Here is a 19,284-nt window from a genome sequence, read left to right on the forward strand (position 1 = left end):
CGGCCATGCCGATACTCATTTGGCGAAAATATTCCGGTTTATCTCCCCAAATATGGGCGACGATCGGCTGTTCATCTTCCGTGAACGTCAGACGTCCGCGTACGCTGTCTTTCCCTTTAGGATGGCAGTAGCTTTCCGTATTCGTAAACTCTGTAAAGAACACGTCAGGTCTGCCTGCTTCAGCCACAACATGACGGAATACGACATCGGTCACGGCTTCCATCGGGGCCAGAACAAAAAACGGCCTTGGCAACTCATGCCAAAAATTATCTTTCATATATATCTGAACCCTTTCCTTATGGGAAACCATGTTCCCAAAATTAAAAAGTAAAAATGCTTTTTTTCTTATCCATGACCAATTCGGATGGATTTCAACCAAAATATATCATAATAGTATAACACGAAAAGTTCAAGGGAACGAGTCGCCCCGGTTTGTGAAAGATTCTATGTAAGTGGATCACATCCGAAAGAAACGCGAATTCACTGGCGTTCGGTGCAGTCATTTTAAATAACCGGCAGGGATCGAAAATAAAATAAACGACGACCAAAAAAGGAAGACGGGGGAGATTGGTGAAGATGTAAATAATTTGTATTTTCAAAAAATTGTTGAAATTAAGGAGCTCACTATGTATAATTCTTTTTAAGAAAGCGTTTCCATATTCATTGTGATGCCAATCCCTTACTGTTTGTGGAAACGTTTTTACATACGTGCTGTGAAGGAGGTGTCAACAAATAGGAGGGTTTTCACCACAAAAAACGAGGAGGTATATGAAAAGGTATGATGAAAAAGAATTCGAGTTTCATTGTAGCCATGATTCCTGCAGGTATTGCGTTGAACTGGGTAGCGAATTCGATTGTTGAGATGTTAAAGCTCCCGTTGTTTTTGAATAACATAGGAACCGTGTTGAATGCCATTGTGCTTGGGCCGCTCTGGGGTGGAGCCACAGCATTGATGACGAATGTGATTCTGGCACTTATTGTTCGTTGGACCTACTTACCATTTGCTGTAGTTGGAATATTTGTCGCTTTCTTAGCCCACTTTTTCTATAAAAAAGGCTGGTTTAAGAAAGGGTGGAAGGTTATTACTTCAGGGGCGGTCACAGGATTACTAGCTTCAGCAGTAGCTACAGTGATATCTGTCTATGTGTTTGGTGGTTTTTCTGGACATACCGTCGATGTGCTGACGGCTGGACTGATTGCCTCAGGTCAGCAAATTTTTAACGCCGCGTTTATCGCCAATATTCCGGGTACCATGGCAGATAAAATCCTTACATTCTGGATTGTTTGGATGATACTTAAGATCTTCCCAGTACGATTCCTTCCGAATGCGAAAGATATCAGGGAAAAAATCGGAGTGGTGAAAAGTAAACATAAAGAAAGAAAAATGTCCGCATAAAAAAGAACATCAACACAACACACTTTTGGACGAGGGTTGTATGATGCTCTTTCAGCTTACCTAAGATTCTATAAAAGAAATGACTAGAAATCAATAAATAACCACTGGTTAACACTTGGAAAAGGGTCAAACCATCTGACACTTTGACCTTTTTCCAATTAAAAAGGACTAGGGAGGACTGTCGATGAAGTTCGGTAGGTTTACATTGAACAGGGACGATGAAGTAAGGCAGGGAGTGCTCACTTCTGACGGTATTGCGGAAATTAGTGGAGACATCTATTCTGATTGGTTTTACTTAGGACAGACGTTCTCAAGTGAAGAAGTCAAATGGCTGGCACCGATCGTGCCAAATCAAGTCATCGGAATCGGCGCCAATTATGTTGCCGATAAAAAGGATCTTCCAGAAGAAGGCCCAGAGATGCCGGTGTTTTTCTTTAAATCCCTTTCCAGCGTCATTGGCCCGGAAAGTGACATCGTCATCCCGGAAACGATTGAGGAAGTGAAATTTGAATCGGAGCTGGCTGTAGTCATCGGAAAAGAAGCGAAGGATATTGAAGAAGAGGACGTGTTGGATTACATCTTTGGCTATACGATTGGAAATGACGTGACGGCTCCTCAATATTTTCACAAGGATGGGCACTGGACGCTCGGGAAATCATTCGATACATTCACGCCCCTGGGACCGGTGGTAGAAACAAACTTCGATCCTGCAACAGCAAGGATTCAAGCGTTTCATAATGGGACTAAGAAACAAGATAGCACAACAGACCTCATGATCGTCCCGATCAAGCGAATGATTTCTTACTTGAGTAAGGTCATGACGCTTAAGCCTGGAGACGTTATTTTAACAGGAAGCCCGGTTGGGGCGGAGTTTTTGAGTGAAAATGATGTGATTGAATGTAAGATTAAAGGAATTGGTTCTTTAGAGAATCGCGTCATCCATTCGAATCGAAAGGTAACTGTGTAAAACAATCTTCCTATACTTTTGAGTTTTTATAAAAACGTTTCCACATAATTTTCATTCAATGTTTTCGATATTTTCAGAATATTATTGAAAATAAACCTCCTATTAACGTATAATGAAACCAACTAGAAAACGGATTTTCCCGGGATGGAACGATGATCAACCATTTTAGCATCTAATCTCAGGGAAACGTTTCCATAAAATGATAGGAAGTGTGAAAATGGTAACGATTAAAGACGTCGCAAAAGTAGCGAACGTATCTATATCAACAGTTTCCAGAGTACTGAACAATAGTGGATACACGAGTGCATCTACGAAGGAAAAAGTCCATAAAGCAGTGGATGAGCTGAAATTTCAAAAGAACATGGTAGCAACGGCGATGATCAAGAAACAAACATCGACCCTTGGGTTAATCATACCGGATATTAAAAACATTTTTTATGGCGAACTGACAAGGGCCATCGAGGATGAAGCTCATAAACATGGCTTTAATGTCATCCTCTGCAACACGGACAACGACTTGAGCAAAGAGTCGGAGTATCTAAACTTTCTACTTCGAAAAGGCATTGACGGCATCATTTTCTCAACGCCCGAAATCAACGATAGAAATGTTCGTGAAATTATTAAAACAAGACCTGACCTGCCCCTCATTATTCTCGGAAGTCAGGTGAAAGATGTAAGGTTGGACGAAGTATTAGTCGATAACTTTGAAGGGGGCTACCAGGCGACGAAACACTTGCTGGAACTTGGTCACCAGAAGATTGGGTATATTGGGGGGCAGCCGGATTCTTATTCGACCGTCGAGCGGTATAAAGGTTATCAAGAAGCACTCGAGGATTATAAAGTAAAACTGAATAAAAATTATGTGAAACTTGATGAATTTAAGATTAACAGCGGTTATAACAAAGGATTGGAGATGCTTTCGAGAAAAGACAGGCCGACAGCGATCTTTGCAGGAAATGATGCGATTGCCGTCGGGATTTATAAGGCAGCGCGAGAGCTTGGATTGAACGTACCTGAACAACTTTCGGTCATCGGTTTTGATGATTCGCAATTTGCAGAGATTGTTGACCCGGAATTAACGACAATTCGTACGCCAATCTCTGAAATGGGTCAAAAAACCGTTGAATTAATTGTCCAAATCGTCAAGGAAGGCAAGAACTTCAAAGAAACGGTTACATTTCAGCCGACGCTCATTGAGCGGGGGTCGACAAGCAGCGTTGTAGACGTCCACTAAGAACAAATTCACTGAATGAAGAAGGAGGAAATGATTTGAACAGTTTGTATATGCAAAAAGATAGTCTGATTCACAGCTTAGATCCGAGGACTAAAATGATTTTTGTCGCTTTTGTTGTCGCCAGTTCGTTTATTTTAAATGATCCGGCCCTTCAGCTTGTTTTACTTGTCGCTTTATTTCCTTTAGTGGTCGCCGCAAAGCTTATCAAACCTTATCTCGTATCGATTCAGTTTCTTCTATTATTTGCTGTCCTCATTATGACCGTTCATGGAATCTATAATCCGATTGGAGTTACACCTGTATTTGAAATTTTCGGAGGTCTGACTTTCAAGTATGAATCGATGGTTTATGCTTCCGTGATGTCCTTCAGAATTTTAGTCATTGGTACGGCAGCCGTTCTATTCGTTATGACGACACATCCATCAGATATGGCATCTGCCTTAGTGAAATGGAAAGTTCCTCACTCCTTTGCTTTCATTTTGCTTTCGACGTTCCAGATCATTCCGATCATCGCAAGAGAAGCAAAAATCGTGATGGAAGCCCAGCAAGCCAGGTGTTTGGATGTGAAAGGCAACCTGATTCAACGGGTGAAAAACCTTGTACCCATGTTTGCCCCACTCTTCATCATCACGTTTATGAAGGTCCACCAGCTTTCCTATGTACTTGAATGCCGGGCCTTCAGCAGGAAAGGCAACAAAACGAGCTTAAGAGAAACTAAAATTGGTTCCCTTGATTACACATTTTTGTTAGCGATGCTGGCCGCATTTGCTTTTGAAATTTACCTCAAACTGTTCATGATGGGATCCCTGCATCTTACGACAGACGCATTGTTGACCTACTCCTTAATCGGAACGTGGATCGTATGCGGGTTTATGTTAGTGAAATTTCTTTATAAACAAGTTCAGGGGAAGATCGGAGGCGTTAGTTCATGAGTGAAAAAGCCATTGAAGTCAAAGACCTCACCTTCAGGTATCCCGATACGGAAGGAGATACGCTGAAAGATATTAATTTTTCGATCGAAAATGGAGAAATCCTAGGCATCATTGGTCCTACAGGAGCTGGGAAATCGACGTTAGCGATGTGTATCAATGGACTCGTCCCCCAGGTGATCAACGGAGAAATGGAAGGTCAAGTGACTGTAAGAGGAATAGATGTCCATGAGAGCAATGTAGCGGCAATGTCTGAACATGTCGGCTTTGTTTTTCAAGAGCCTGAAAACCAATTAAGCCAAATGACGATTGAGGAAGAAGTTGCTTTCGGAATGGGAAACCTCGGTGTTTCAAGAGATGAAATGCTCATTCGAATTAAGGATGCTTTAGCGCAGGTAGGCCTGACTGGATTTGAAAAGAGAAGCCCGCTTGCCTTATCGGGAGGTCAGCAACAGCGTCTCGCGATTGCAGCGGTATTAGCGATGAGACCGACGATTATGATTATGGATGAACCCACTTCAATGCTTGATCCAAAAGGAAAGAATGAAGTTTATGACGTCCTCCAGAATCTAAAAGAGTACGGGATGACAGGAATCATCATCGACCATGAAGTCGAGCGAATTGCCGCCTATTGTGACAAAGTGCTTGTCCTGAATCATGGCGAAATCCAAATGTTCGGAACACCAGAAGAAATTTTCACAGAAATAGAAGAGTTGCACGCACTCACACTTCATGCTCCGCAAGTCACAGAATTTCTGGCCGGATACAATCAGAAATTTAACCAGAATCTCAAGTTAGCCACAACAGTTGAAGAATCTGTATCTATTTTTGAAAACGCATACAAAACCAGGTGAGACCAACAGGAGGGATAGAAGTGAATCCATATATTTCAGTGAAAAATGTTTCCCATGTGTATCCTGGCGATGTGAAGGCGATCCAGGAGATCAACTTAGACATTCATGAAGGCGAAGTTGTAGCCATCTTAGGAAGCAATGGGTCTGGAAAAACGACGCTTGTCAAACACTTTAACGGTTTACTTACACCGACAACCGGAGAGATCACGATTGGCGGCTTAAACACGAAGAAAGAGAAGATCGCTAAACTATCCAGCCTTGTCGGGTATGTGTTCCAGAATCCAAATCATCAGACATTCCTTCCGACGGTCGGGCAAGAACTGGCTTATGGATGTAAAAACTTAAAGATGGATGATGAGGAAATTGAAACACGTGTCCAAAAGGCCATAGAAATCTTTGAACTGGAAGACCAGTTAGAGGACAACCCTTTTGACCTTAACTCCAGTCAGCGCAAGGAAGTAGCGATGGCTTCGATTATGGCGGTATCGCCGAAAGTCATTGTGCTTGATGAACCAACGACAGGGCAGGACCATAAAGGCTGTAAACGAGTGCTGGAGCTGGTCAAAATGTTTAAAGAACATGGCCATATCGTTGTCTTAATCACCCATGATATGCATTTGATCGGGGAGCTGAACTGCCGCACGGTCGTTATGAACCAGAGTCAAAAGATCGCAGACGATCATGCGAAGGTTGTTTTCTCAGATAAAAGCATTATGGAGGAAGCAGGACTTCAGCCTCCGCAGATTACCACATTCGCAAATCAAATCTCGCACTTCGATCCAAATCAAACCTATTTAACCGTAGATTCTATCTTAGAATGGATGGAATCCAACCAAAAGGAGGCAGTTAAAGTTGGCTCAAAATCTTAAATGGAAAGCAAAAGCAAATCGACCAGAATCAGCGGATCAATCTCAGTATCACATTCGGTGCCGTCCAGGGGATGTGGAAAAATATGTACTGTTGCCAGGAGACCCTGAACGGGTGGGGCAAATGGCGAAATTATGGGATGAACAAAGGCATGTAGCCACTTACCGTGAGCATGTTACATACACAGGTAAAGTGGGAGGCGTAGGCATCTCCGCTTGCTCAACCGGAGCTGGTGGTCCATCGACAGCGAGCGCGTTGGAAGAACTGGCTGAGATCGGCGCGGAAACGTTCCTTCGCGTAGGGACATGCGGTGCCATGCAGGAAGACATTGCCCCAGGGGATTTGATCATTTGCGCTGGAGCTGTTCGAAATGACGGGACAAGTGATCAGTATGTGGATGACAAATATCCAGCTGTCGCTAATCAGGAAGTCGTCATGGCTCTGATTGAAGCTGCGGAACGTCTCGGAGTCAACTATCATGTTGGGATCGGTTATACAGCTGCTTCCTTCTTCTGCGGACAGGGAAGACCGGGATTTCGCAATTATAACCAAAGCTGGATGCATACGATCATGGACGATATGCAGCGGGCTGGCGTATTAAATTTTGAAATGGAAGCCGCTACGGTTTTAACGCTCAGTAGTCTATTCCAACTACGTGCAGGCGCCATTTTTACAGCGGTCGCCAATCGAGTAAAAGATGAATTTGAGTATAAAGGCGAAGGGGTGGAGCAGTCGATTGCGGTGGCAACGGAAGCGACAAAGATCCTCAGTTACTGGGATGATTTGAAGAAACAATCTGGAAAACCGTATTTCTATCCATCTCTATTACTTGGAAACCAGGGAGGTCAAACACTATGAAAATAGGAATTATCGGAGGCACAGGCTTTTATAACTTAGTAGAAGATTTGAGGGAAATGACGGTTCCTACCGAGTACGGAGAAGCGGTCGTATTTGAAGGGACGCATGCCGGCAAGGAAATCTATTTTTTACCCCGTCATGGAAAGTCTCATGATAGTTTAGCACACCAGGTTAACTATCGCGCCAATATGCTGGCGTTAAAACAGCTGGGGATCGAACATGTCATCGCTATGTGTGCGGTCGGCTCATTGAACCCTGAGATTCCTGTAGGAGCACTCGCCTTACTTGACCAGTTTATGGATGTGACAACGAAGCGGGAGAATACGTACGGAAAGTATTCCGTAGAAATTACTCAGCCTTACTGTCCGGACCTTAACCAGACTTTCCTTCACGCTGCAAAAGAGCTGAACATGGATCTCACGCCTAAAGCCAATTACATTTGCGTCGATGGCCCCCGCTATGAAACATCACTCGAAATCAATGTGTACAAGCAGTGGGGCATGGACGTTGTCGGAATGACGAACGCGACGGAAGCAAGTTTAGCCAGAGAACTTGGCATCGCCTACGCCGTTGTGACGATCTCGACAGATCTTGCGGCAGGCACAACGGATGTTCCACCAGATCTTGATACCCATAAAAATGTCGTGATCGATAACCAGGAGAAAATCAAAGAGCTTTTCTTAAAAACGATCGAGCTGGCTTCGGATGACAAACCTTCCATCGCCCATGAAGCTTACGAGCGGGCGCTTGCAGCTAGAAAAGAGAAGCTTGCCAAGATGGAAACGACCCAAGTCTAGTAATCGATGCGTACGCTCATAAAGAATGCTGACATTTTGTCTATGAGCCCGGGAGTGGCCGTATTTAAAGGAACTATTTTCATAGAAAACGGAAAGGTGGCAAAGGTGATTCCACAACCCTACGAAGATTCTTCCTTACAGGCAGAGGAAATCGTTGATGGGGAAGGGATGATTGTTATGCCGGGCATGACCAATGCCCACTATCATTCTTATTCTAATTTGTTAAAAGGGACAGAAAACGCCCTCCCTTTGGAACTATGGTCCTTATACACGGTCGCTTACGGTCACTCGCTGACAGAGGAAGATATTGAATTAGCGGTGTTGTTAGGAGCTGCAGAAATGATCCGAAGCGGCGTTACAGGGTGTATCGATCATTTTCCGCACCTTCCAAAAGTGGAAGCCGCCTTAAAGGCTTACGAACAATCGAAGATGCACGTTTCGGTAGCTCCGATGCTTCATGATATTCCGGACCATCGGTTTCTCCAGCTGGATTTACCGCCGCATTTAATGGAAAAGCTGGAAGGCAGTCAGCCAAAAACGATGGAGGAAATGAAGGAGTTCTATATTCATTTAGCCCATGACTGGCATGAGAAAAACGGAAGAATTCGTATCATGGCAGGTCCGAATGCTCCTCAGCGCTGCAGTACCGAAGCTTTGAAACTATGTAAGGAATTGAGTGAACGCTTTGACCTCCAAGTCCACACCCATTTACTGGAGACAAAGATTCAAGAGAGTTATAGCAAGAAATTCTATAATAACGGCTTAGTCTATGAATTAGACCAGCTAGGGTTGCTGAATAACAGGCTGTCTGTCGCTCATGGCGTATGGCTGCATCCAGACGAAATAGATCTCTTAAAGGATCGTGGGGTATCCGTCATTTATAACCCGGCGAGCAATATGATGCTTGGAAGCGGATTGGCTCCGATTCCTGATTATCTGGAAAAAGGGGTGCCTCTGGCCCTCGGTACTGATGCAAGCAACTGCGGAACCGCGCACAACCTGTTTGAAACGATGCGGTTAGGGGCGATGATTCACCGCAGCTCTCAGCCAGACTTCGAAACCTGGCCAACCCCTTATCAAATGCTGGAGATGGCCTGTATCAATGGAGCGAAAATCATGGGAGGCAGTTCTCGTGGTCGAATAGAAAGCGGGTATGATGCTGATCTTGTTTTCTTAAATAAAACTACAACGACATGGGCAACGGATCATAATATTCCATCCCAGCTTGTCTTCCATGAAACAGGCCAGTCGGTTGACAGCGTCATGATCGAAGGGGAGTGGGTCATGCGAAATAAACAAATCCTGTCCTTTGATGAAGACTATGTGATCCGAAGAGCTCAACACCGCTCTCAGGAAATAGCAGAAAACAGCGCTTCTTCGCTCGCTTTAGCTGACGAGCTGAAGCCGCACGTAAAGGCATTTTACAATCAATTTTATCAATAAATAGGAGGCGACGAAGATGAGTTTGGATTTATTAAAAAAAGAACTGGAGTATGTCTCTCATAAAGTCTATCAAAAAGGGTATACCCAGGCGACTGGTGGAAATATCAGCGTTCGAATTCCTGGTACCGATCACGTGTTAATTAAGCGAAGCGGCATCAGCCTTGGGGAAGTCAGTAAAGAAGATGCCTTGATCGTTAACATGGATGGGGAGGTTGTGGAAGGGCAAGGGAAGCCGTCAAAAGAAATAGGTTTCCACCTAGGAATCTACAAAGTCCGTCCTGATGTGAACGCCGTTGTTCACTGCCACCCGAATTACTCGATTGGGTACGCGTGCTTAGGGAGAGAGCTGCCGCTTCCAACCGTAACGGCCCGCAAGCTGCTCGGTCACGTTCCAGTAGCTGACGTGGCACCATCCGGATCGAAAGAACTGGCTCAGCATGTGACGGATGTTTTCATTCAGAACCCGGGAATTAAAATCACGCTTATGAAAGACCATGGGGTGTGTTCGGTTGGCCCTACGCTTGAGTCCGCCTATAACGTCGTCGATCTTGCGGAGGCTACAGCAAAACAATCATTTATCTTAACGCAGCTTCGTGCCAGCGTTGAAAGCGCAGTAACCAATTAAGTAAAGGAGGGCAATGTATGCAAAGGTTAGAATCATTAGCAAAGCGTTTGAAAGAAAAGGAGCTTGCTTTACCCATCTGGGTTGAAGATGGGAAATTAAAGGTCATCGATCAGACAAAGCTTCCTTTTGATGAAATCATCTATTCGTTCTCGGAAGTGAAGCAGCTGGCTGATGCGATTCGGTCGATGATGATCCGCGGATCTGGGGCCATCGGTCTTTGCGGGGCGTATGGAGTGTACTTAGCCGCCTATCAGTCCAAAGGGGATCCGGAAAGCATCAAGCAAGCCGGGGAACTGCTTAAAAGTACACGCCCGACAGCCGTGAACTTAATGAAGACGGTCGATGAGATGGTCGCCTCTTTCAAAGGTTCAGAAGAAAATGTGATCGCTCAATTAGAGGAAAAAGCGGTAGAAATCATTGAGCGCCAGCTGCAGTTTGAATATCAATTAGGAGAAAACGGTGCGGCCTTAATCGAAGACGGAGATACGATTATGACCCATTGCCACTCCGGAGCCCTGGGAGGGGCAGGCTACGGAGGACGTGCGTTATCCGTCATTCGAACCGCTCATGAACAAGGCAAGAAAATCCACGTGTTCACGTGTGAAACCCGTCCTTATTTGCAGGGCTCAAGGATTACCGCCTATGAATTGAAAAAGTTCGGAATCCCTCATACGTTGATCACCGACAACATGTCCGGATTTTGTATGAGTAACAGGATGATCGATAAAGTCGTCGTCGGCTCCGATCGTGTCTCGGCAAACGGGGACCTGGCGAATAAAGTGGGGACGTATATGCACGCTCTCGCCGCTAAAGCACACGGTGTACCATTTTTTACGGCAACATCCAGTCATACGATCGACTTTGATACACCGAGCGGTAAAGCGATTGAAGTGGAAATGCGTGAATCCAGTGAAGTGACGCAGATCAAAGGCGTTCCCATCGCTCCTGAAGGAACGAAGGCTTTATACCCGTCGTTTGATATCACTCCAAACCACTTGATCACAGGGATTATAACCGAAAAAGGAGTGATTCAGGCTCCATATGAAACCAATCTGAGAAGCGTCAGAGAGAAAGTGGACATTCTTCAATAAGAACAGGAGGAGCTTTCATGATCAAGGAAGCGATGCTTGCCATGCTAGCCGGTATCATTATCGGTGTTGTATTCAAATTGATTAAACTGCCTCTGCCGGCGCCTCCTGTTCTCGCAGGAGTGTTAGGAGTTGTCGGTGTGTACGTTGGCGGTAAGATCATAGAAACCGTACTGCTCAGGTTGCAATAATTCAATCACAGATGAAGGAGGAATTATATGAGTGATTATGTAAAAGTCGGAAATCTAGAGGTCGATTCGAAATTATATGAATTCATTGTCTCCGAAGCTCTGCCGGAAAGCGGAGTCAATCAGGATCAATTCTGGGAGGATTTTAATACGTTAATCCACGATTTAACCCCGATCAATAAAGAGCTGCTTGCGAAGAGGGACGAGATCCAGAAACAAATCGATACTTGGCATAACGACCATTCAGGTTCTTATGACAAAGACTCCTACAAGGAATTCCTCAAAGAAATCAATTACTTAGAACCTGAAGGCGAGGACTTTACCATCACTACAAAAGATGTGGACGATGAAATTGCTGTCCAGGCCGGTCCTCAGCTCGTTGTACCAGCGGATAATGCCCGATATGCTTTGAACGCAGCGAATGCCCGCTATGGAAGCCTGTACGATGCGCTTTACGGCACGGATGTCATTCCGGAAGAGGAAGGCTTTGAAAAAGGAAACTCTTATAATCAGAAGCGTGGAGAAAAGGTCGTGGCGTATGCGAAAGAATTTCTTGATGAAATCTTCGCACTCGAACAGGCTTCTCACAAAGATGTCGTTACATACGTCATTGAAGAGGGGACCCTTGCCGCCATCCTGCAAAATGGACAAAAAGCAACGCTGAGGGATCAAGCTCAATTCAAAGGGTATCAAGGTTCCCCTTCAGAGCCGTCAGCGATCCTGCTTCAAAATCACGGCCTCCACCTGGAAATCGAAATGAACCCGAATCATCCGATTGGGAAGAGTGATCCTGCGGGCATCAGTGATATCGTGATGGAATCAGCTACGACTACAATCATGGATTGTGAAGACTCCGTAGCAGCCGTCGATGCCGAAGATAAAGTTCTTGTTTATCGGAATCTCCTCGGATTAATGAAAGGGAGACTGAAGGCTACCTTCCAAAAAGCAGGCAGAACCGTTACAAGGAACTTGAACCCTGACCGAAAGTATATTACGCCAGAAGGGGAAGATATTACGCTCCACGGCCGTTCGCTTATGTTCATGAGAAATGTCGGACACCTGATGACCACCCCGGCGATACTGGATGAAAAGGGAGAGGAAGTTCCAGAGGGGATCATGGACGGTGTACTTACTTCGCTTGTCGCGAGACACGATTTAATAAGAAACAGCCGCTATGAAAATTCTGCGAAGAGATCCATCTATATCGTTAAACCAAAAATGCACGGATCAGAAGAAGTCTCTTTTGCCAATGATCTATTCAACAGGATTGAGGATCTTTTAAGCCTTACCCGCAACACGATCAAAATGGGCATCATGGATGAAGAGCGACGTACGACGCTGAATTTAAAAAACTGTATTGAGCAGGCGAAAGAGCGGATCGTTTTCATCAATACCGGCTTTCTGGACCGCACGGGAGACGAAATTCACACGTCTATGGCTGCCGGACCGATGATCAGGAAGAAGGAAATGAAAGGTTCGAAGTGGCTGGATGCCTATGAGAAATCGAATGTAAGCGTTGGGTTAGATGCCGGATTGTTCGGCCGTGCTCAAATCGGAAAAGGGATGTGGGCGATGCCGGAGATGATGAAGGCAATGCTTGAGGAGAAAGGCTCACAGCTGAAAGCAGGAGCCAATACCGCATGGGTGCCATCTCCGACCGCAGCGACGCTACATGCGATCCACTATCATTACCACAACGTCAAAGTTACCCAGCAACAAATTGCCGAAAACATTCAGGAATATCGAGATGACATCCTGGAAATCCCTGTCGCGGATAATACAGATTGGTCAGAAGAAGAAATCCAGGAAGAGCTTGATAATAACGCGCAAGGAATTTTAGGGTATGTCGTTCGCTGGGTCAACCACGGGGTCGGCTGCTCCAAAGTCCCTGATATCCATAACATCGGGTTAATGGAAGACAGGGCAACCTTAAGAATCTCCAGCCAGCATATGGCCAATTGGCTGCATCAGAACATTGTAGCAGGCGAACAGGTACTGGAAACGATGAAACGGATGGCTAAAGTCGTTGATCAGCAAAATGCTGGGGATCCTGACTATCAGCCTATGGCTGAAAACTATGACGAATCCATCGCTTTTCAAGCCGCTTGTGATTTAGTTTTCAAAGGGCTGTCGCAACCAAATGGATATACTGAGCCGATTCTCCATAAACGCCGCCTGGAAAGGAAGCAGCAACTGCTATTGAATAAAGTTTAATCCAAAAAGACCACTCTTTTTCCGCGAGTGGTCTTTTTTTATTCTGGGTTTTTTGTGAGAGAACCGCCGCTTCATGAATTAGTGTCCTAGGCTTTAGCTTCATTTCTCTATCCTTGTGCTAGGCGGATGGACTAACCTCTCTGGTCATGCTCCCATAGGATATAGCACAGGGAAGGAGGGGTTATCATAATCGAAAAGAACCTGTTTCAACGTGTTATTGGCGTCGGATTCGAACTCATCATCGCCGGCTTGATCGCCGTTTTATTCACCGAATGGAACGATACGGGCCGGGGATACGAGCCGAACCCGATTTTTTGGAAAACATTTATCATCACCCACATCACGTTCTTACTCGTCATTCCACTGTTCGCCAACGGAAGGACCCTAGGGATGCTGCTGACGAATTTGACGGTGTCATCCAATAATGGAAGGAAACCGAACTTCGTTCAAATCATCGTGCGCGCGGTGCTCTGATTCGGACCCGTGATTCTCACCAGCGGGCTGTGGTACTTCGTTTCTTTGATCACCGGTTTGGTCGATAAAAAGGGACGTGGATGGGGAGAACTGATTTCCTATACGACGGTAAAACGAAAGGACCAGCATTTTGATTAAGTACTGACAACCATCAGTGCTTTTTTGTGTTCCCGGAAAATGAACTCTGTTAAAGCCTAAGATCGATACGCTGTACATACATTGAGGTTCAGAGGAAAATAGGAGTATAGTCTATCAATCTAGTGAAAAAGGGGCAGAGGATGCATGAAACAAACAGGAAGAAGCTGGATTGATTGAGGAAGGGACATGAAACATTTACTATTAAAGGTAGTCACTACGGTATCGTTTTTGGTCAATCGATGAAGAAATAGAGTTGAGATTGAATCTGGATCATTAAGAGAGAAGAAAGGGGAATCTTCCATGAAGAAGCGGAGCTTAGGGAATACAGGAATCCAAGTGTCTGAGGTTGGATTTGGAGCCTGGCAATTAGGCAATGAAAAAGACTGGGGAAAAATGACCGACGATGAAGCGATTCATCTCGTAAGTACAGCTATGGATGCGGGCAGTAATTTTTTTGATACGGCGCCGAACTATGGAGCCGGGAAAAGTGAAGAACTTCTCGGGAAAGCTTTTAAAGGAAAAAGAGACCAGGTGGTTATAAGCAGTAAATGCGGGCATGCTTCAAACGGGGAGCAAACCTTCGAACCTGACAAAATGATTTCATCTGTTGAAGATAGTTTGCGAAGGTTACAGACCGACTATCTTGATAGTCTCCTCCTTCATAACCCTCCTTTCTCAGCGATGAATGGCGACAGTCCCCAGTTTGAAGTTCTGGAAAAACTGAAACAAGAAGGCAAAATCAGAGCCTATGGAGCTTCCGTCGATACGGGGAAAGAGATGTACGAGCTATTAAATCAAACCGAGAGTCAGGTCATTGAGGTGATGTTTAATATTTTCCATCAAGAGCCGGCAGAGGCGATCCAAGCTGCTGAAAACCAGGGGGTCGGAGTGATTACCAAAGTTCCTCTCGATTCAGGCTGGCTGACAGGAAAGTATGATGCCATGAGTAGATTTAGCGGTATAAGAAGCCGGTGGAGTGTAGACGAAATTGAAAGAAGAGGGAAACTAGTAGAACAAGTGCGTCATATTGTAGGGAATGATATTTCTATGGTACAAGCAGCCCTAAAATTTATTCTTTCCTATCCAGAAGTATCTACCATTATCCCTGGAGCAAAAGATATTCAGCAATTCAACCAGAATATAGCGGCATCAGAAGGCAGTTTATCAACAAATGTAATCAAAGAGTTAAAAGATTTGTGGGCAGAAGAAATAAAAGGCTCCGAGCTATCCTGGTAAAAAGGATCAAGGTAAAGGAATGCTAGTGTATGCTGGGTCAAATACAGCTATGTAGAACAGGTTGAGAATTTAAAATGGAGCTGGTGGAAAGAGACTCCATGAGGAACTGGAGGAAAAGGGATGACAACGAAACCAAAAGTAACCGTGATCGGGAGCATCAATATGGATTTGACGGTATCTACTCCTGTTGTTCCGAAACAGGGTGAAACGGTTCTTGGAGATCAGTTCGCGACTTATCCGGGTGGAAAAGGAGCGAACCAGGCTGTAGCTGCATCACGACTTGGTGCAGATGTCCGGCTGATTGGAGCGGTCGGCAAGGATGCTTTCGGCGTCGAATTGGTCCAGCACCTGCAGGAAGAAGGAATGGATACGTCCGGCGTGAAAACATCCGAAACCCAGCCCACAGGAACGGCGACGATTATACTAACTGACAACGATAACCGGATTATCGTTGCCCCGGGAGCGAATTACGATGTGACCCCTGAGTATGTGGAAGAGCAAAAGGACTTGATTAAAGGAAGCGACATCCTGCTCGTTCAGCTTGAAATTCCGCTTGTAACGATTGAATTCATCGCTAATTTTGCAAAAGAATACGACATTCCATTGGTCGTCAATCCTGCCCCGTACCAAAGCTTGCCTCAGGCGGTTCTCGACTATGCGACCTTCCTCACACCGAATGAATCAGAAGCGTTGCGGTTAAGCAAGGAAGTGGAAAAGTCGTCTCAACTGCAATATAAATGGGTGACAACAAAAGGGGCTCATGGGGTTGAGGCCACTCTGAGAGGAAAACAAGTGAACATCCCTGGCTACGAGGTTCCAGTCAAAGATACGACAGGAGCGGGCGACACCTTCAATGGAGCGCTTGTTACGCAGCTGGCGCGACAGTCCTCTTTAAAGGACGCGGTTACATTTGCCAACGCCGCTGCGGCGCTTTCGATTACAAAATTAGGTGCCCAGAGCGGCATGCCGACGTTAAAAGAAGTCTACGCGTTTCTCGAGGAAAAAAGCAGGACATAGGAATGGACGAATTGGTAGACTTCAATTGAATAAAAGCCCTCAGGCTCAGCCTGAGGGCTTTACGTTTAGCTTCGCGATTGTCGCAGGAAACGAGGATAAGAGACTAAAGCGAGCGCTCCCCCTGCAGCCCCGGCGATAATCAGAAACACCAGGTTCAGCCAAATATCACCGAGTCCACCGTTTGAGAGGATGATCTCTTTATAGCCTTGAAGCGCCCAATACTGCGGCAAGACCTTGCTGACGTTCTGGACCGCCTCTGGCATGAATTCGACCGGCATCCAGAGACCGCCGAGCAACGCGCCGCCTAAGGCGAGAATTTGCGTCATCGCGATTCCCATATTTTCCGTTTTCACAATCACAGCCATCGCCATGCCCCATCCGGTTACGATAAACGCAAGCGCCAAGGATAACAGAATGAGCGAAACAGGGTCTCCGAGCGGCAGGTCATAAACTACGACGCCAAACCCGAACAGAACTGTGATCTGAACGAGAACGACGATCATGAACGGCAGCCATTTTCCGAAAAAGTACTGATGGATCGAGAGGGGCGTGCTGGCAATCCGTGCGACCATGCCGCGTTCTCTGTCTTTCACAAAAACAATCACCATCGAGATCATAATAAAAAAAGCAAACATGATCGTGTAACCCGGAATGATCTGGGTCACCACTTCCTTATAGCTCGTGTTCTCATCCCCTGAGAAAATCGCGACAAAAGCAACAATAAATACAATCGGCAGCACAAACGTCCAAAACCACAGCCCTTTATCCTGCACCGTCTTTTTCAATTCCGTACGAGCGATCGCCCACATGATTGGTTCCTCCTTTTCTTACGCATCTCTTAACTGTGTGCCGGTCAAATTGAAGAAAATATCCTCAAGCCTTGGCTGATACAGTTCGAGACGGCGTGGTTCCAGCTGATGTTCGCGGCAGTGCACGACCAGTTTTTCCAGGGTGAAAAGCGGCTCGTCACTATTCAGTAAATAACCGTTTCCTTTCGGTTCCGCCTCACCAAATTCTTGCAGCATCGCTTCGCCAATGCCATCTCCAGCAATGAACAAGGAAGGCTTGCCGTGCTTATCTAACAGTTCCTCCATGCGGCCGAACTCCATCAGCTGCCCTTTATCAATGAGGCCGATGCTGTCGCACAGCTGCTCGACTTCCTCCATATAGTGACTCGAATAGATAATCGTACTGCCCTCTGCCTTCAGCTGGTGGATCACCGAAAAAATCGAATTCCGCGATTGCGGATCGATGCCGACGGTCGGTTCATCCATAATGACGATACCCGGTTTATGTAACAGTGCACAGCCGATGTTCAGCCTGCGCTTCATGCCACCGGAAAATGTCATGACTTTATCTTTCGCCCTGTCCTGTAAACCGATCTGATCGAGCACTTCATCCATACGCACATGCAAGGCTTTCCCTTTTAATCCATACATGTTGCCAAAAAGAATCAGGTTGTCACGAGCAGTCAGCGTCTCCTCAAGGCAGATTTCCTGAGGGATATAGCCGATCTGCTGCTTGATCTTCGTCCGGTCTTTTGAAACCTTCCAGTCTTTCACGCCGATGTCCCCGTCAAAGTTTAAAAGAATGCCTGATAATATTTTCATGAGCGTCGACTTCCCGGCTCCGTTCGGTCCCACAAGCCCAAAGCATGTGCCTTCACGGATTTGAAAGCTGATGTCATCCAACGCGTGAATCGGTCCATAATGCTTGCTGACGTGCTGCACATCAATCACAATGCTATCCCCTTCCTGGAATACGGTTGTATAGCTAGTTTATATTAGATACTTGCTATACGTATGCAAGAGAATATAAGTTTCGGAATTTTTGAAAATCAATGCGCCTATGAGACATGATAAAATGAAAGCAACAACAGTTGTATGGAGGATACAGATTATGAAAATTACGATCGTCACCGTCGGTAAACTGAAAGAAAAATATTTGAAGCAAGGCATCGCCGAATACGTCAAACGCCTCGGCCCTTATGCGAAGGTCGATGTCGTTGAAGTCGCAGATGAAAAAGCACCGGAAAACTTGAGCGAAGCGCAGATGGAGGAAGTGAAGCAGAAGGAAGGGGAGCGGATCCTTTCGAAAATTTCCCAGGAAAGCTATGTCATTACATTAGAAATCGAAGGAAAGCAGCTGACTTCTGAAAAACTGGCCAAGAAAATGGACGAGCTTGCGACGTACGGAAAAAGCAAGATCGCGTTTGTGATTGGGGGGTCATTGGGATTGAGTGATGAGGTTCTGGAGCGAAGTGATTTTGGGTTGTCGTTCTCGAATATGACGTTCCCGCACCAGTTGATGCGGTTGATGTTGGTGGAGCAGGTGTACCGGGCGTTTAGAATTATAAGGAATGAGCCCTATCATAAGTAAAGGTATATTGATAACAAAGCTGATGATACATTTATGAAGGAGAATATTATAGGTGCTCACTCCAATTTAGATGAGAAATTTGTAGCCTAAAATACTTTCTGTAAAAAATTTCAAAGATCTTCGAGACCAAATCAGACCTTCTAAACGATTGTAGAGTTAAGAAGGTCTGTTTTTTTATGTCTACAAAAATAGGAGGAGAGAAATGAATTACTTAAAAGAATTGAACGCGTTTTTAGATCAGCTGGAAATGGAGGAGTTGTCTTTATCTGCATCAATGCTGTGGATTTCATTAATGCACTTCAATAACAAAGTCGGATGGAAAAAGAATTTGCGTTCCGACACCGACTCTCATGATAAAGGCTCGTCTTACCGAGAGTTCTTTTAAGCGTGCGCGCACAGAACTGAAGGAGAAGGGTTTCATTAAGCACACTTTTATCAACCGAAACCGTGCCCCTGTGTATGAAATGATCTCGTGTGTGAACCAAATTCATACCGAAGAAGCGGTCGAAGGGGTGAACGTAGGAGCGAGCGATGAAACGGGCGTACGGCTGGGCGCTTTATTTAAAAGAAAAGAAAGAAA

At 45.4% G+C, this 19,284-nt stretch carries 21 protein-coding genes; 18 read left to right on the forward strand and 3 right to left on the reverse strand.

Going from position 1 to position 19,284, the window contains the following annotated elements:
* Nucleotides 1–277 (reverse strand): tRNA-dihydrouridine synthase (locus tag LD39_RS08760; RefSeq protein WP_035545291.1); only part of this gene is annotated, 277 nt, incomplete at its 3' end.
* Between the two features lie 501 nt (nucleotides 278–778).
* Here LD39_RS08760 and LD39_RS08765 point away from each other — a divergent pair.
* From LD39_RS08765 to rbsK, 16 genes are all read left to right on the forward strand, one after another.
* Nucleotides 779–1,396 carry a hypothetical protein gene (locus LD39_RS08765; protein ID WP_052158788.1) on the forward strand — a complete coding sequence of 206 codons (618 nt, stop codon included), beginning with the start codon at nucleotides 779–781 and terminating at the stop codon, nucleotides 1,394–1,396.
* Nucleotides 1,397–1,580: 184 nt separating this feature from the next.
* The gene (locus LD39_RS08770) at nucleotides 1,581–2,363 is read left to right on the forward strand and encodes a fumarylacetoacetate hydrolase family protein (protein WP_035545292.1); all 783 of its coding nucleotides are present in this window, start codon (nucleotides 1,581–1,583) and stop codon (nucleotides 2,361–2,363) included.
* A gap of 217 nt (nucleotides 2,364–2,580) precedes the next feature.
* Nucleotides 2,581–3,597, forward strand: coding sequence for a LacI family DNA-binding transcriptional regulator (locus LD39_RS08775; RefSeq protein ID WP_035545294.1), 1,017 nt, complete (start codon nucleotides 2,581–2,583; stop codon nucleotides 3,595–3,597).
* A gap of 35 nt (nucleotides 3,598–3,632) precedes the next feature.
* Complete coding sequence (locus tag LD39_RS08780; RefSeq protein WP_035545298.1) at nucleotides 3,633–4,529, forward strand: energy-coupling factor transporter transmembrane protein EcfT; 897 nt, start codon at nucleotides 3,633–3,635, stop codon at nucleotides 4,527–4,529.
* Complete coding sequence (locus tag LD39_RS08785; protein WP_035545300.1) at nucleotides 4,526–5,380, forward strand: energy-coupling factor ABC transporter ATP-binding protein; 855 nt, start codon at nucleotides 4,526–4,528, stop codon at nucleotides 5,378–5,380. The genes LD39_RS08780 and LD39_RS08785 overlap by 4 nt, the downstream gene beginning before the upstream one ends.
* 20 nt (nucleotides 5,381–5,400) lie before the next feature.
* Nucleotides 5,401–6,249 (forward strand): energy-coupling factor ABC transporter ATP-binding protein, encoded by an 849-nt coding sequence (locus LD39_RS08790; RefSeq protein WP_052158789.1) that lies wholly within the window; start codon nucleotides 5,401–5,403, stop codon nucleotides 6,247–6,249.
* Nucleotides 6,233–7,105, forward strand: a complete 873-nt coding sequence (locus tag LD39_RS08795; RefSeq protein ID WP_035545303.1) for a nucleoside phosphorylase — start codon at nucleotides 6,233–6,235, stop codon at nucleotides 7,103–7,105. The genes LD39_RS08790 and LD39_RS08795 overlap by 17 nt, the downstream gene beginning before the upstream one ends.
* Complete coding sequence (locus LD39_RS08800; RefSeq protein ID WP_035545304.1) at nucleotides 7,102–7,902, forward strand: MTAP family purine nucleoside phosphorylase; 801 nt, start codon at nucleotides 7,102–7,104, stop codon at nucleotides 7,900–7,902. Before LD39_RS08795 ends, LD39_RS08800 begins: the two co-directional genes overlap by 4 nt.
* A 105-nt stretch (nucleotides 7,903–8,007) precedes the next feature.
* Nucleotides 8,008–9,345 (forward strand): amidohydrolase family protein, encoded by a 1,338-nt coding sequence (locus LD39_RS08805; RefSeq protein WP_197061407.1) that lies wholly within the window; start codon nucleotides 8,008–8,010, stop codon nucleotides 9,343–9,345.
* A 16-nt stretch (nucleotides 9,346–9,361) separates the two neighbouring features.
* A complete protein-coding gene (locus LD39_RS08810) occupies nucleotides 9,362–9,970 on the forward strand; it encodes a class II aldolase/adducin family protein (RefSeq protein ID WP_035545309.1) in 609 nt (202 codons plus the stop codon).
* A 17-nt stretch (nucleotides 9,971–9,987) separates the two neighbouring features.
* Nucleotides 9,988–11,061, forward strand: coding sequence for an S-methyl-5-thioribose-1-phosphate isomerase (gene mtnA / locus LD39_RS08815; protein ID WP_052158790.1), 1,074 nt, complete (start codon nucleotides 9,988–9,990; stop codon nucleotides 11,059–11,061).
* A 17-nt stretch (nucleotides 11,062–11,078) separates the two neighbouring features.
* Nucleotides 11,079–11,249 carry a DUF1427 family protein gene (locus LD39_RS08820; protein ID WP_369793226.1) on the forward strand — a complete coding sequence of 57 codons (171 nt, stop codon included), beginning with the start codon at nucleotides 11,079–11,081 and terminating at the stop codon, nucleotides 11,247–11,249.
* Nucleotides 11,250–11,276: 27 nt separating this feature from the next.
* Nucleotides 11,277–13,460 carry a malate synthase G gene (locus LD39_RS08825; RefSeq protein ID WP_035545312.1) on the forward strand — a complete coding sequence of 728 codons (2,184 nt, stop codon included), beginning with the start codon at nucleotides 11,277–11,279 and terminating at the stop codon, nucleotides 13,458–13,460.
* Nucleotides 13,461–13,700: 240 nt separating this feature from the next.
* Complete coding sequence (locus LD39_RS23885; protein ID WP_369793227.1) at nucleotides 13,701–13,934, forward strand: RDD family protein; 234 nt, start codon at nucleotides 13,701–13,703, stop codon at nucleotides 13,932–13,934.
* A 438-nt stretch (nucleotides 13,935–14,372) separates the two neighbouring features.
* On the forward strand, nucleotides 14,373–15,308 hold the full coding sequence (locus tag LD39_RS08830) for an aldo/keto reductase (RefSeq protein ID WP_035545315.1): 936 nt from the start codon (nucleotides 14,373–14,375) through the stop codon (nucleotides 15,306–15,308).
* 120 nt (nucleotides 15,309–15,428) lie between these two features.
* A complete protein-coding gene (gene rbsK, locus LD39_RS08835) occupies nucleotides 15,429–16,325 on the forward strand; it encodes a ribokinase (protein WP_035545318.1) in 897 nt (298 codons plus the stop codon).
* A 65-nt stretch (nucleotides 16,326–16,390) separates the two neighbouring features.
* Here the strand turns inward: rbsK and LD39_RS08840 are convergent, their stop codons facing one another.
* Nucleotides 16,391–17,134, reverse strand: a complete 744-nt coding sequence (locus tag LD39_RS08840) for an ABC transporter permease (RefSeq protein ID WP_035545321.1) — start codon at nucleotides 17,132–17,134, stop codon at nucleotides 16,391–16,393.
* A gap of 18 nt (nucleotides 17,135–17,152) precedes the next feature.
* Nucleotides 17,153–18,064 (reverse strand): ABC transporter ATP-binding protein, encoded by a 912-nt coding sequence (locus LD39_RS08845; protein ID WP_035545322.1) that lies wholly within the window; start codon nucleotides 18,062–18,064, stop codon nucleotides 17,153–17,155.
* Between the two features lie 160 nt (nucleotides 18,065–18,224).
* Here LD39_RS08845 and rlmH point away from each other — a divergent pair, with 160 nt between their 5' ends.
* Nucleotides 18,225–18,704 (forward strand): 23S rRNA (pseudouridine(1915)-N(3))-methyltransferase RlmH, encoded by a 480-nt coding sequence (gene rlmH, locus LD39_RS08850; RefSeq protein WP_035545324.1) that lies wholly within the window; start codon nucleotides 18,225–18,227, stop codon nucleotides 18,702–18,704.
* 202 nt (nucleotides 18,705–18,906) lie between these two features.
* Nucleotides 18,907–19,089 (forward strand): hypothetical protein, encoded by a 183-nt coding sequence (locus LD39_RS23525; RefSeq protein ID WP_231572548.1) that lies wholly within the window; start codon nucleotides 18,907–18,909, stop codon nucleotides 19,087–19,089.
* The last annotated feature ends 195 nt before the right edge of the window (nucleotides 19,090–19,284 follow it).

The sequence above is a fragment of the Halobacillus sp. BBL2006 genome, assembly GCF_000786645.1.
Taxonomy (GTDB): Bacteria; Bacillota; Bacilli; order Bacillales; family Halobacillaceae; genus Halobacillus.